The sequence below is a fragment of the Carboxydocella sporoproducens DSM 16521 genome, from assembly GCF_900167165.1.
GTDB lineage: Bacteria > Bacillota.
In genome coordinates this window covers 14,300-27,921 of sequence record NZ_FUXM01000031.1, presented here as the reverse complement: position 1 = coordinate 27,921, position 13,622 = coordinate 14,300, and the positions used below count along the sequence as shown (strand labels likewise).

Below are 13,622 nucleotides of genomic sequence, written 5' to 3'. Positions count from 1 at the left end.
TTCTGTAAAAGTCGGTTGATCTTCCTCGTCTTCTCTAAAAGTATTTCCATCTCTTCCATTCCTGCTGTCCCTCCAAAGAATAGTGTTTATAAAATATATCGGCTCAAATCCCGATTTTGCACCACATCAGCCAGCTTTTTTCTGACATATTCGGCATCAATAGTAATATGTTTTTCCTCAGTTTCCGGAGCGGCAAAGGCAATATCTTCCAGAACTTTTTCCAAAATAGTGTGTAATCTTCGTGCCCCGATATTCTCTGTTTCTTCATTTACAGTATAAGCTATTTTCGCTATTTCAGCAAGGGCATTTTCAGAGAATTTAACTTCTATGCCTTCTGTAGCCAGTAAAGCTGTATATTGCTTGATTAATGAGTTCTGCGGCTCAATTAAAATTTGTAAAAAATCCTGTTCACTCAATGGTTCTAATTCAACCCGGATTGGAAATCTTCCTTGCAGTTCTGGAATCAAATCCGATGGTTTCGCAACATGAAAGGCACCAGCAGCAATGAAGAGCATGTGATCTGTTTTGATGGCCCCATATTTGGTCATGACGGTTGAACCTTCCACAATCGGCAATATATCCCGCTGAACCCCACCCCGGGACACATCTGGCCCACCAGTCTGTTCCCTGGCTGCAATCTTGTCAATTTCGTCCAGAAAAATTATTCCTGTTTCTTCTGCTCGCTCAATCGCTGCTGCAATCACTTCATCCATATCAATGAGTTTCTGTGCCTCTTCCTGCATCAATATTCTTCTCGCTTCCGCTACAGTTACTTTCCGTTTTCGCTTCTTCCTGGGCAGGAAGCCGCTTAGCATATCCTGAATATTCAAACCCATATCCTCAATGCTTCCCGAAAAAACTTCCACCACCGGGCGGTTAGTTTCTTCGATTTCGATTTCAATCAGCATATTATCCAGCTTGCCTGCTTTTAGTAACTGGCGCTGATGAACCCGCTGGAGTTCATCTTGTTCTGATACCTGTACCGGTTCCTGCTCTTCCTGATTGCTACCAAAAAACAATTCGAAGGGATTTTTGCGGTTCAAATTTTGCTGAGTTCGAGGGGCAATTATGTCCAGTAACCGCTCCTCAGCCAGTTCATAGGCGCGTTCTTCCACTTCCTGCATTTTTTCTTCTTTGACCATACGAATGGACGTTTCCACCAGATCCCTTACCATTGCCTCTACATCCCGGCCAACATAACCGATTTCCGTAAATTTCGTAACCTCCACTTTAACAAAAGGAGCATTCACCAGTTTGGCAATCCGACGAGCTATTTCGGTTTTACCCACTCCGGTTGGACCGATCATAATAATATTTTTAGGAAGCACTTCTTCCTGAAGTTCTCTGGGCAGCCTTTTCCGCCTAATCCGATTGCGCAGTGCTATGGCCACAGCTTTTTTAGCCTTATGCTGACCCACTATATATTTATCCAGTTCCTGTACTATCTGTTTAGGAGTCAGTTCCTGCACGGTCTTACCCCCCTATCCGCTTCACAGTAATATGCTCATTGGTATATACACAGAGAGAGGCAGCGATTTTTAAAGCCTCTTCTGCCATGCTATCTGCAGGCAGTGCGGAATGATGATACAAACCCTTCAGGGCTGCCATTGCATAGGCGCCTCCTGACCCAATAGCTATATATGGCTGATCAGGCTCAATCACTTCACCGTTCCCGGAGATTATCAGTATTTGTTGCAAATCAGCCACAATCATCATGGCTTCCAGTTTCATCAGGATTTTGTCCCGCCGCCATTCTTTGGCCAGCTCGACAGCAGCTCTGGTTAAATTTCCCCTGAATTCCTCCAGTTTGCTCTCAAACTTTTCAAAAAGGGTAAAGGCATCAGCTACCGAACCGGCGAAACCGGCCAGCACTTTACCACCATAAAGTTCCCGCACTTTGCAGGCCTGGTGTTTCATAATCATGGCATTGCCGAAAGTTACCTGCCCGTCACCGGCCATAGCAGTAATCCCTTGCTTACGGACAGCGGCTATCGTCGTTCCCTTTAACAAACCAATCACCCCCATCGGTAGCGGAACTGCTCCAAATCCGCAAGGGCCCGTTTGGCCAGTTCCAGATTTCTTTCTTTCTTGTTCTTTATCCTGGTTGCAAGGGCCGGAAAAAGGCCATAGGTTACGTTCATCGGTTGAAAATTATCCGGCCGGGCACTGGTAATATAATGAATCAATGCCCCATGGGCAGTGGTCCGGGGCCAGACCAGCGGTTCTTGTCCTATGGCCAAACGGGCCGCATTGGTACCGGCAATTAAGCCCGCTGCCGCTGATTCTACATATCCCTCGACCCCGGTAATCTGCCCGGCAAAAAACAAAGTCGTCCTTTTCCTGGTTTGCAGAGTAGGTAATAAAATTCTGGGGGAATTTATGTAAGTATTCCTATGCATTACACCATAACGGACAAATTCCGCCTTTTCCAGCCCGGGAATCAAGCGGAAAACCCTTTCCTGTTCCCCCCATTTCAAGTGAGTCTGGAAACCCACCAGGTTATAGAGGGTCCCTTCGGCATTATCCTGACGCAACTGTACCACTGCATAAGGCTGTTTACCGGTACGGGGATCAATAAGTCCTACAGGCTTCATGGGCCCAAAGAGCAATGTCTTTTCCCCCCGGGCTGCCAGCACTTCTACCGGCATACAGCCTTCAAAAAAAATCTGTTTTTCAAAATCCTTTACCGGTGCTTTCTCTGCTTCTACCAGCTCACGCCAGAATCTCAGATATTGTTGTTCGTCCAGTGGGCAGTTCAAATATTCATCCCCCTGCCCCTTGCCATAACGGGAAGCAGCAAACACCTTGCTGAAATCCAGGGATTCCCTGGTTACGATGGGGGCTGCGGCATCAAAAAAATACAAATAATCTTCCCCGGTAAACTTCAGAATAGCCTCTGCCAGGGCAGCAGAAGTCAGCGGCCCCGAAGCCAGAATCACAATCCCTTCCTCCGGAATTGCGGTTACTTCTTCCTGAATAACAGTGATCCGGGGGTGTTTATGAATGGTTTCCGTTATGTAACGGGAAAAGCCCTCCCGATCGACCGCCAGGGCCCCACCAGCCGGCACCTGATATTTTTCCGCCGCCTGCATTATGAGAGAGTTCTGCCGGCGCATCTCTTCTTTAAGCAAACCCACAGCATTTTCCAGAGCATTGCCTCTCAGAGAGTTACTACAAACCAGCTCAGCAAAATAACCGGTATGATGGGCCGGTGTCATTTTAGACGGCCGCATTTCCTTTAAAACCACATTTACACCTAGATTCGCCGCCTGCCAGGCGGCTTCACAACCAGCTAATCCCGCTCCAATAACCTGTATCGTAGCCACTTTCTTTCCTCCTAAGATACCTGGGCCTTAGTTTTGCATTTAATACACTCTGCTATTTTCTTGCTTTTTCTCACCATTAGCGCAGAGCACTGGGGACATTTCTCCGGTACCGGTTCGTTCCAAACCGTAAAATCACATTCCGGATAATTAACACAGCCAAAAAAGGTTCTTCCTTTTTTGCTCCGCCTTTTCACCAGCATACCACCACACTGAGGACACAATACCCCCGTTTCCTCCAGCAAGGGTTTGGTAAAACGGCACTCCGGAAAATTAGGACAGGCCAAAAATTTACCAAAACGCCCGGTTTTGATCACCAGATTAGCCTGACAATTAGGGCATTTTTCCTCAACCACCGGATCCGCTACCACAATTTTTTCAGCTTTTATTTCCGCCTGCTGCAATTCTTCTCGAAAAGGCTCATAAAAACTACGGACTACATCTACCCAGCGCTTTTCCCCTTCTTCAATTTTATCCAGATCCTCTTCCATTTTTGCAGTAAATTCCACATCAATAATATCCGGGAAAAACTGTTTTAATAACTCCACTACCATTTGTCCCAGTTCGGTAGGATAAAAATGTTTTTGTTCCCTGGTAACATAGCCCCGTTTCTGAATGGTTTCGATGGTCGGAGCATAGGTTGATGGACGTCCAATCCCTAGTTCCTCCAAAGTCTTAACCAGAGAAGCTTCTGTGTAACGGGGTGGTGGCTGGGTAAAATGCTGTTCCGGTTTCAGTTCTCTTAATTCTAGCCATTGCCCTTCAAATACAGGGGGAATCTGTTTTTCCTCTTCCTTCTCCTCATCCTGATAAATTTTCATAAATCCGGGGAAAATCACCACCGTACCGGTAATACGGAACAAATATGGTGATATGTCTACATCGATGCTGGTTGTTTCCAGCTGAGCTGGAGCCATCTGACTGGCCAGAAAACGATCCCAGATCAGCTTATATAGCCGGTACTGATCTCTGGTCAAAAACTGCTTGATATTTTCCGGCGATCTGCTCATCGAAGTAGGCCGAATAGCTTCATGGGCATTCTGAATTTTACCTTTGCTGGCGAATTGTCGCGGCTTTTCCGGTAGGTAAGCATTGCCAAATTCGGTTTTGATATAATCCGCCGCTTCTCGCTGTGCCTCTTCTGCAATCCTGACCGAATCGGTTCGGATATATGTGACTAAACCGACAGCTCCCTCTTTTCCCAGTTCAATCCCTTCATACAGCTGCTGAGCCAGCTGCATAGTCTTGCGGGTGGAAAAATTCAGCCTTTTGCTGGCCTCCTGCTGCAGTGTACTGGTAGTAAAGGGAGCAGGCGGTTGACGCAACCTGGCTTTCTTCTTCACTGCTGTTACCTGAACCTGCTGGATACTGGCCAGATCCGCCAGGATTTTTTCCATCTCTTCCCGATTTTTAATTTCCGCTTTCTGGTCACCGATTTGTACCAGCTTCCCTACCAGTTTATGAGTCTGCCCTGGTTCAGTAAAAATGGCTTCCAGGCTCCAGTACTCTTCCTGAACAAACTCGCGAATCTCTTCCTCGCGATCACAAATCAACCGCACCGCAACAGATTGCACCCGTCCGGCTGAAAGCCCTTTTTTGATCTTCTTCCAGAGAAATGGACTCAAGGAATAACCCACCAGACGGTCCAGTACGCGCCGGGCCTGCTGGGCATCAATGCGATGCCAGTCCAGCTGGCGTGGTTGTTTTACGGCCTTTTGAATGGCTGCTTTGGTAATTTCATTAAATTCAATTCTACACCTGGCTTCAGGAGGTAGTTCTAACAAGTTAGCCAGGTGCCAGGCAATGGCTTCCCCTTCCCGGTCCGGGTCAGTAGCCAGCAGAACTTGATCTACTTTTTTGCTCTCAGCTTTGAGGGATTTGATCAAATCCCCTTTACCCCTGATGGCGATATATTTAGGAGCAAAATCCTTTTCCACATCTATTCCCAGCTGACTTTTCGGCAAATCGCGTACATGTCCCATGGAAGCTGCTACTTTAAAACCTCTGCCCAAAAACTTGTTGATAGTTTTTGCTTTAGCTGGAGATTCAACGATCACCAGGGTTTTTGCCACAATCAACACCTCACGCCCAAAAATTGTTGCCAAAACGAATAACCTGTCCACGCAGTTCCATTCTGGTTAATTCCGCCATGACTATATCCAGATTCAAATTGAGTTCACGGGCCAAAGCTACCGCATCGGTAAAGCCCCGGTTAATTAAGGATAAAATTCTGGTCGGGAGTTCTGAATCTGCAGTATTTTCCTTTACCGGCGGTAAATCCAGATCCTCCAGGTCACAAAGCGGCATGGCTCCCTGTTTTATCAGGTTATTGGTTCCTTTAGAATATATACTGGTAATGGGTCCAGGGACCGCCCAGACTTCCCGTCCCAGTTCCAGGGCGTAATCTACAGTAATCAAGGTACCGCTGTTTTCTGCTGCCTCAACCACAATCAACTTCTGACCTAAACCAGCAATAATGCGGTTGCGCATGGGAAAATGCCAGGGTTTAGGCTCTGTTCCCGGCCAGAATTCGGACAATAAACAGCCCCTGTTTATAATTTTCTCCGCCAGGGACCGGTTTGCAGCTGGATATATGCGTCCCAGCCCATTGCCCAGGACCGCAATGGTCAGACCAGAACGCAGAGCTCCCTGGTGAGCAAAGCTGTCTATGCCATAGGCCAGCCCTGAAACCACTACATAGCCACGGGCGGCCAGCTGATTACTAACCTGCACTGCCACCTGTCGCCCGTATTCGGTACCTTTTCTGCTGCCGATCACGGAAATCATGGGTTTCTTTAAAACTTGCTTGTCCCCCTGGCCAAAAAGAAGAAGGGGCGGCTGATGCAATTCCCGCAAAGCCGCAGGATATTCCTCATCTTCATCAGTTACCCACCAGATCCCCTGCAGTTGTAGTTCTTCCATCAGGGTAGAAGGGTCACACTCCAACCGGAAGCTGATTTTTTGTCCCTGAGCATAGTAGTAATTGATGGCTTTGGCTGGTCCCAGCTGGTAGACCAGGGCCAGCTTCAATTGACGCCTATCCATCTCTTTTTGACTCCTCATTACCATAGAATTCCTGCAACTTCACTGCTTCCACTATAAATAAGATAGTTTGAAAAGTCAAGCAATCACAATAATCGCTTGCTGCTTCTGAAACCATCGCTGGTAAAAAGAACGCGTTTATTGTCGATAACTGTCTCCAGATGTACCGGTCGACCCCAGAGGAAACTGACATAATGCAAGGTTTTTTCCAGATATTTTGTATCCAGCTCAATTCCTTCATACCTGTGTAAGAGATACAGCTCATGCCGTTTGTTATAATCCCCATCTACCACTTCTATATAAGGAAATCCACAATTATTCAAGCTAAAGACCAGATTATCCCTGATTTGTTCCCATTTTTTCTCTGTTATCTGCCAGTTTTGCCCCACCTTTTGATAAAGATAAAGGTCCAGTTCCTCCACCAGCTCTTCATTTAAATAATTTCGCAAAAATGACTGATCATGATCCACTTCCCTGATCAGAAACAGCTCATCCCGGCCGTATTTTTTATCCAGATGTTCCCAGATGCGCCAGCCTACCAGGTAGGGATTGATATGATAGGGATTAGGCTGGCTGATGCCAGCATGGAGTTTAGCAAATTCAATAGCCTCATCTTCGGTTAGAGCCAATTCCCGCATAATCCGGACGTGCCAGAAAGTAGCCCAGCCTTCATTCATGATTTTAGTTTCCAACTGGGGCCAGAAATAGTACATTTCACTGCGAATCATAGCAATTATATCCCGTTGCCAGTCCGTTAAATCCAATGAGTTTTCCATAATGAATTTCAGCAAATCTTTTTCCGGCAGCTTCTTATTGTTTTCCTCCTCCTCTTCTTGGTCCTGTATTTCTCTGCTATCCAGTTGCCAGAGATCAGCATAGGACCCAGCAGGCTCTGGCTTTTTTTCTTTGACAGGCCTGCCGTCTTTCTCCTTAATCTGGTGTGGATTAATATGCTCCTGAATAGAGAGAACAGCATCAAGAAATTTCTCCACTTCCCGAAAACCATAATGAAATTCATAGTCGGCAATCCGCAGAGCATGCACAGCCATAATGTCCACCATTTGGCGATCTGTTCTGGCAAACCAGCGGTTATTTTTAAAAAAATCGCAATGGGCATAGACATGGGCTATTACCATTTTATTTTGCACTAAACTGTTTCCCTCTAACAAAAAAGCATAGCAGGGGTTAGAATTGATTACCAGTTCATAAATTCTGCTCAAGTTGTAATCGTAGGAAGTTTTCATCTTGTGAAATGCCTTGCCAAAACTCCAGTGGGAAAAGCGGGTAGGCATCCCATATGCTCCAAAAGTATAGATAATATCGGCAGGACAAATTTCAAAACGCATATCAAAAAAATCCAGACCAAAATCCAGGGCGATGGCTTCGATTTCGCTAATAGCTTTTTGCAGAGCTTTGATTTCCTGTTTATCTGCCACCGTTACCCCCCCTTTTGTGCCATATCAGCCTGGGGTCCAAAAAAAGCTTTCAGGGCTGGATAGACACCAGTTTTATCTTTTATGGTTACAGCTACAAAACGAGGATGGTTAATCCGCTTAAAAACAGAATATAGAGTGCTATGCCGGTAATAGGGCCCGACAATTTCTCCATAGCCAACCATATTACATTGTTCTGCCAGCTGATGTAACAACTTGACACACAATTCATTGTCTGAAGCCAGATTATCGCCATCCGAAAAATGAAAGGCATAAATATTATAATCCTGGGGACTATAGCGTTTTTCAATAATATCCAGGGCCAGTTTATACACCGAGGAACAGCGCGTACCCCCTGATTCGCCTTTAGTAAAAAATTCGTCTTCTGTAACCTCTTTAGCCTCAGTGTGGTGGGCTAAAAACACTATATTTACCGCTTTATATTTTGTACGCAAAAACTTCACCATCCAGAAAAAGAAACTGCGAGCAATGTATTTTTCAAAGGGCCCCATTGACCCGGAAGTATCCATCATAGCCAAGACTACTGCATTGGCGTGATACCCAAATTTTTCCACCCAGGTTTTAAATCGCAAGTCATCTTTGCTGATTTTGCCAATTCCTTTAATTCCCTTTAATGCATTGCGTTTCAAATTCTCCAGAAGTGTTCTTTTCTTATCCAGGTTGCCCGTAATACCCACTTTGCGGACATCATTGAAGTGATATTTCACATTCTCCAGCTCTGGTGCCGTTTTTTGTTCCAGATTGGGTAGTCCCAGATCTTCGAAAATCAATGCTGCCAGCTCATCTACCGTTACTTCTGCTTCATAATAATCAAACCCAGGCTGATCGCCGGCGCCCGGGCCTTTACCCGGGCCTTTGCCGGCTTTCACATCTGACCCCAAAACATCACCGACTTTACTGTCTCCTTTACCCTGGCCCACATGCTTTTGCTTGTTAAAATTATAGCGGAAACGATATTCATCCAGGGAGCGAATGGGAACTTTAATTATCTTTTTACCATCAGACATAATGATGCTTTCTTCACTAACAATATCTGCCAGATTGTTTTTTATAGCTTCCTTTACCTTCTCCTGATGTCTTTGTTGATCAAGGAACCCTTTGCGATGCAGTGACCAATCGTCCCGGGAGATAATCGATGTCATATTACCCCCTCCCGTTACCGGTTAAGTAAGCTTCCTACATATTTTAGCAATTCATTGGCACAGACCGGGCAATACCCGTGTTCATCAATGAGGCGCTTGGATACCTGGTTAATACGCTTTAGCTGTTCCGCATCGGGAGTACGGGTAGAGGTTGTAATTTTAACTACATCTTTCAAGTCGGCAAAGAGTTTTTTCTCAATAGCCTCTTTAAGGCGTTCATGACTGTTGTAATCAAAAGTTTTTCCCCGCCGGGCATAACTGGAAAGGCGAATCAGGATTTCCTCCCGAAAACTTTTCTTGGCATTTTCCGAAACCCCGATCTGTTCTTCAATGGAACGCATCAATTTCTCATCTGGATCTAGTTCTTCTTCAGTAATGGGATCTTTTAATTTTACTCCATTGCAATAGGCCTCTACATTATCAAGATAGTTCTGGAACAGGGTTCTGGCACTCTCTTCATAGGAATAGACAAAAGCCTTTTGCACTTCTTTTTTAGCGATCTCATCAAATTCCCGCCGGGCAATGGCAATGAAATTGATCAACCGCTCTTTTTCCTCCTTGGTAATGGATGGATGCTGATCCAGTCCATCTTTAAGAGCCCGCAGTACATCAAGAGCATTGATACAGGTTGTATCCTTGGTCACCAGCGCACTGGAAATTCGGTTAATTACATAACGCGGATCAACCCCGCTCATCCCTTCATCAGGATTCTCATTCAGCAGTTCAGTTACATCTTTTTGCTTGAATCCCTCTACATCTTCTCCATCATAAAGCTTCATTTTCTTGACCAGGTCCATTCCCTGTTTCTTGGATTCTTTCAGGCGGCTGAGCACAGAGAAAATAGAAGCTGCCCGTAAAGCATGGGGAGCAATGTGAATATGTTTCATATCACTGTTGCGAATTAATTTTTCGTAGATCTTGACCTCTTCTGAAACTTTCAGATTATAAGGTACCCTGATGACAATAATCCGGGACTGCAGAGCCTCATTTTTCTTATTGCTGATAAAAGCTTTATACTCAGCTTCGTTTGTGTGAGCTACTACAACTTCATCTGCCGAAATTAAAGCAAAGCGGCCGGCCTTGAAATTTCCTTCCTGTGATAGGCTCAACAGGTTCCAGAGGAATTTTTCGTCACATTTTAACATTTCCTGGAATTCCATGATCCCTCTGTTGGCAATGTTCAGCTCACCATCAAAGCGATAAGCCCGGGGATCAGACTCAGAACCATATTCAGTAATCGTAGAAAAGTCAATGGAGCCTGTTAGGTCAGCAATATCCTGGGATTTGGGGTCAGAAGGTGTGAAAGTACCTATGCCAATCCGGTTTTCCTCGGAAAAAATTACCCTTTCTACCGGCATCAATTCGATCTGTCCGTTGAATTCCGTTTGTAAACGCAAACGGCAAACAGGACAGAGGTTACCTTCGATATAAACCCCATATTCCCGCTCAAAGTCCGGGCGCAGTTCTTCCGGAATCAGGTGTAATGGCTCTTCATGCATGGGGCAACCTTTTATCCCGTATAACGCCCCTCTATCAGTGCGCGAATATTTTTCCAGGCCTTTTTTGAGCATGGTTACAATCGTTGATTTTCCCCCTGAGACAGGCCCCATTAAAAGCAAAATGCGCTTACGCACATCCAAGCGTCGCGCTGCTGAGTGAAAATATTCCTCTACCAGCTTCTCCAGGGTTTTTTCCAAACCAAAAATTTCTTCGGCAAAAAACTTGTATTTTTTTACCCCATTTTCCTCTTCAATGCCAGCATCTTTAATCATGTTATAGATTCTGGCATGGGAAAGCTGAGCAATATAAGGTCTTGCTTTGACTAGCTGCAAATAGTCTTTGAAGGTGCCTTCCCAGGCCAAAGCTTCCTGCTGCTGTCGATATAATTCCAGTTTTTGTAAAAAATCCATTGAGGTCGCCTCCTTTCCTCCCAAAACCCCCTGGGTGTTACATATATATGTAGAATTCTAAATCTACTTGACTTCTTTTTACTGATAGTTTATACTATCTTTCGCAGGCGGAAGTGGCTCAGTGGTAGAGCATCGCCTTGCCAAGGCGAGGGTCGCGGGTTCGAATCCCGTCTTCCGCTCCATTTTCTTAAATATGGCGGCGTGGCGAAGTGGTAACGCAGCGGTCTGCAAAACCGATATGCGTCGGTTCGATTCCGACCGCCGCCTCCAAATCCTGCCGAAGTGGCGGAACTGGCAGACGCACCAGACTCAAAATCTGGCGTGGTTACCCCACGTGCGAGTTCGAGTCTCGCCTTCGGCACCAATAAGTCAAAAACCCCTGCAAATGCAGGGGTTTCTCTTTTATGCAGAGATATTTTGCTGACTTAAATCAGATTGTAAATTATTATATCTATTTAATGCGATCGCCAAAAACAAGACTAAAATCAGGAAGATCCCGCTTAATTTTAGCGGCCAGTTATAGCCCAGTCCCTTCAATACTACCATGCCACCAAACGCAGCAATTGCCATGGCGCTATTGATAATTGGTTCGATCAAACCAAAAACTTTGCCCCTGAGCTCATTAGGTGTTATTTCCTGCATAAATGTTCGCATGCCCAGGCCGCCAAAGGAATTGGATATTCCGACCAGAGCAGCTGCAATCACTACAGTTGCCCAGTTGATCTGCCAGCCCAGCAGTATAAAAGCTATCCCGCCCAGCAGGACACTAATTTGTACCAGTAATGGTCTAGGAACTCTCTGACCATATTTCCCCAGTAAAAAAGAGGTTAAAATCATCAGTCCGCCAGTGAGGGCAAGAGCGTAACTGTAGTAAACTTCAGCCAGTCCCAGTTCCTTGCGAATTATCAAGGGCTGGACAAAATTATAAAAACCACCGGCCAGGAAAAAGCCAAACACCACTGCAAACATGATTAAGTGCGGTGGTGATTTTTTTATTTCCCGCAGGCCCTGATAGGTTTGCTGAAAAGGCATAAGCAAAGAAAAATGAGCCGTTTTCTGCGAACGATAGTTAATGAAAGCCAGAAAAAGTGCTGATAAAAGAAAACTCAAAGCATCAAATAAAAAGGCCCATCGGTAGCCGATAGCAGCAACCATGACACCACCAATTAAAGTCCCCAGCAGCCAGACACTGTTTGCCGTAACACCATTAATGCTATTAGCAGCCAGCAGATTTTTTTCCTCAACCAGTTCAGGGATAATAGCATAATAGGCCGGGGTAAACAGGCACGATAAAATATTTAAGGCAAAAACTATCAATGTTAAGGCCCAGAGGGGAGGGGAAAAAAGCAACAAAAGAGTAAGGAAAAACCGGGATAAATCCGCAATGACCATCAATTTTTTCCGGTTGTGTTGATCAGCCATTGCCCCACCAAGCGGCCCAAAAAACAGAATGGCCAGGGTCTTGCTAAGGGTAATCCAGGCAAGGGCTTGTACGGAATTGGAATACCTGTCAATTACAAAAAGAGTTAAAGCGACATAGCTAATCCAGTCCCCCAGCGCTGATATCAGCTGACTTAACCATAAAAACCGAAAATTACGATTTTCAGATAAAAAAGCAGTAAAATTCATAAAATCTGCATCTCCCCGGTTATTACATTACGATTTACAAAACCATTATTTATTATATAATAGAAGGAATAAAATGTCAAAGAAAAAAATTCCTCCTTTTCACGGAGGAATTATCTCTTACTCGAGAATTTCGGAAAAATAGATGACTGTAACAGTTTCATCCTTTTCTACTGGACGTTTGTAAATCTCAGAAAGATACTTGATTACATCATCCAGAGAACGAATATCCGGACTTTCTCCTTTTAAATCATCTTCATTTAACTCTGAAAGTTTTTTGACAATTACTCTGTCCAGGACAGCAGTAAAAACTTTTTTGCGGGGTTCAAAGCGATTACCGGCAGTAATCCAAACGATATCACCTTCACTATATTTCTCTCTCTTGTCTCCCAGTCTGATGGTACAATTCTTCTTGCGACATAACAGATGACCATGGTAATTGGAAGAATAGAAATTCAACGCCCGCACCCACTATCGCCTCCCTCTGCCAATCTTAACCCTTGCGGGGATAACTCAATTTTTGCAGTTGTTCCTGTACCTGCCCTAACTCCTGTACTAATTCCTGTCTCTGGCTACCATTCATTTTTTCCCATTCATCTGCCAGTTTTTCATATATATCAGTAAGTTTTTGCAATAATTCTTTTGTTTGCTCAATTGTTTTTTCCTGTTCTACCGTTAAGGCTTGATTGGTCAGAAGGCTCTGGCTCCAGGGTTCAAATATATCCTGTTTAATGTGGGTTAGTACCGCTCTGGTTTGCAACAACTGACTTAAAAGCCCGGGAGTAACCAGCTCTTTTTTTATCTCCACGCTAATATTACGGTTTTCATCCAAACGTTGATATTCCTGTTCCTCAGTATAAATAAAAGCTTCCAGTGCTCCCGTAGCTTTTCCGAGAATCCAGGCGGGCTGGTCAGAACTGCGTAACCGGTTGATATTGCCTGCTACAATGCTCAAGAGGCGATAATCCCTCTCCCAGGCAGCCTGCAATCCCTCTCTGGCATCAGCTGCCAGCCAGCTCTGGTCATATCCGGAAATAGTACTACCTTTAGCGCAACCACTTAAAAGCAGGAACAACATCATTCCGGCCAAAATCCTTGAGCGAATTTGCATAATCTCAGCTCCAA

11 protein-coding genes and 3 tRNA genes are annotated in these 13,622 nt (G+C 45.0%); 3 read left to right on the top strand and 11 right to left on the bottom strand.

What is annotated here, in order from left to right:
- Window positions 1-86: 86 nt before the first annotated feature.
- The 8 genes from hslU to B5D20_RS10385 all read right to left on the bottom strand — a co-directional run bounded on the left by hslU (window position 87) and on the right by B5D20_RS10385 (window position 10,871).
- Entirely contained in the window at window positions 87-1,469 is a 1,383-nt protein-coding gene (hslU, locus tag B5D20_RS10420; protein WP_078666172.1) for an ATP-dependent protease ATPase subunit HslU, read from the bottom strand.
- A gap of 4 nt (window positions 1,470-1,473) precedes the next feature.
- Window positions 1,474-2,010 (bottom strand): ATP-dependent protease subunit HslV, encoded by a 537-nt coding sequence (hslV, locus tag B5D20_RS10415; protein WP_278308210.1) that lies wholly within the window; start codon window positions 2,008-2,010, stop codon window positions 1,474-1,476.
- A gap of 5 nt (window positions 2,011-2,015) precedes the next feature.
- On the bottom strand, window positions 2,016-3,326 hold the full coding sequence (gene trmFO / locus B5D20_RS10410) for an FADH(2)-oxidizing methylenetetrahydrofolate--tRNA-(uracil(54)-C(5))-methyltransferase TrmFO (protein ID WP_078666170.1): 1,311 nt from the start codon (window positions 3,324-3,326) through the stop codon (window positions 2,016-2,018).
- Between the two features lie 11 nt (window positions 3,327-3,337).
- Window positions 3,338-5,395 (bottom strand): type I DNA topoisomerase, encoded by a 2,058-nt coding sequence (topA, locus tag B5D20_RS10405; protein WP_078666169.1) that lies wholly within the window; start codon window positions 5,393-5,395, stop codon window positions 3,338-3,340.
- A gap of 10 nt (window positions 5,396-5,405) precedes the next feature.
- Entirely contained in the window at window positions 5,406-6,368 is a 963-nt protein-coding gene (gene dprA, locus B5D20_RS10400; protein ID WP_159071886.1) for a DNA-processing protein DprA, read from the bottom strand.
- An 83-nt stretch (window positions 6,369-6,451) separates the two neighbouring features.
- Window positions 6,452-7,801 (bottom strand): SpoVR family protein, encoded by a 1,350-nt coding sequence (locus B5D20_RS10395; RefSeq protein WP_078666167.1) that lies wholly within the window; start codon window positions 7,799-7,801, stop codon window positions 6,452-6,454.
- 2 nt (window positions 7,802-7,803) lie between these two features.
- Entirely contained in the window at window positions 7,804-8,961 is a 1,158-nt protein-coding gene (yhbH, locus tag B5D20_RS10390) for a sporulation protein YhbH (protein WP_078666166.1), read from the bottom strand.
- A gap of 14 nt (window positions 8,962-8,975) precedes the next feature.
- A complete protein-coding gene (locus B5D20_RS10385) occupies window positions 8,976-10,871 on the bottom strand; it encodes a PrkA family serine protein kinase (RefSeq protein WP_078666165.1) in 1,896 nt (631 codons plus the stop codon).
- Window positions 10,872-10,978: 107 nt separating this feature from the next.
- On the opposite strand from B5D20_RS10385, the gene B5D20_RS10380 reads away from it, so the two are divergent.
- The 3 genes from B5D20_RS10380 to B5D20_RS10370 all read left to right on the top strand — a co-directional run bounded on the left by B5D20_RS10380 (window position 10,979) and on the right by B5D20_RS10370 (window position 11,235).
- Window positions 10,979-11,053 (top strand) — tRNA-Gly (locus B5D20_RS10380).
- 13 nt (window positions 11,054-11,066) lie between these two features.
- Window positions 11,067-11,141, top strand: a tRNA-Cys gene (locus B5D20_RS10375).
- A gap of 6 nt (window positions 11,142-11,147) precedes the next feature.
- A tRNA-Leu gene (locus tag B5D20_RS10370) sits at window positions 11,148-11,235 on the top strand.
- 38 nt (window positions 11,236-11,273) lie between these two features.
- Here the strand turns inward: B5D20_RS10370 and B5D20_RS10365 are convergent.
- The 3 genes from B5D20_RS10365 to B5D20_RS10355 form a co-directional block, all read right to left on the bottom strand.
- The gene (locus tag B5D20_RS10365; protein ID WP_078666164.1) at window positions 11,274-12,500 is read right to left on the bottom strand and encodes an MFS transporter; all 1,227 of its coding nucleotides are present in this window, start codon (window positions 12,498-12,500) and stop codon (window positions 11,274-11,276) included.
- A gap of 117 nt (window positions 12,501-12,617) precedes the next feature.
- The gene (locus B5D20_RS10360; RefSeq protein WP_078666163.1) at window positions 12,618-12,965 is read right to left on the bottom strand and encodes an ASCH domain-containing protein; all 348 of its coding nucleotides are present in this window, start codon (window positions 12,963-12,965) and stop codon (window positions 12,618-12,620) included.
- Between the two features lie 25 nt (window positions 12,966-12,990).
- Window positions 12,991-13,608 carry a hypothetical protein gene (locus tag B5D20_RS10355; protein ID WP_078666162.1) on the bottom strand — a complete coding sequence of 206 codons (618 nt, stop codon included), beginning with the start codon at window positions 13,606-13,608 and terminating at the stop codon, window positions 12,991-12,993.
- Window positions 13,609-13,622: the final 14 nt, after the last annotated feature.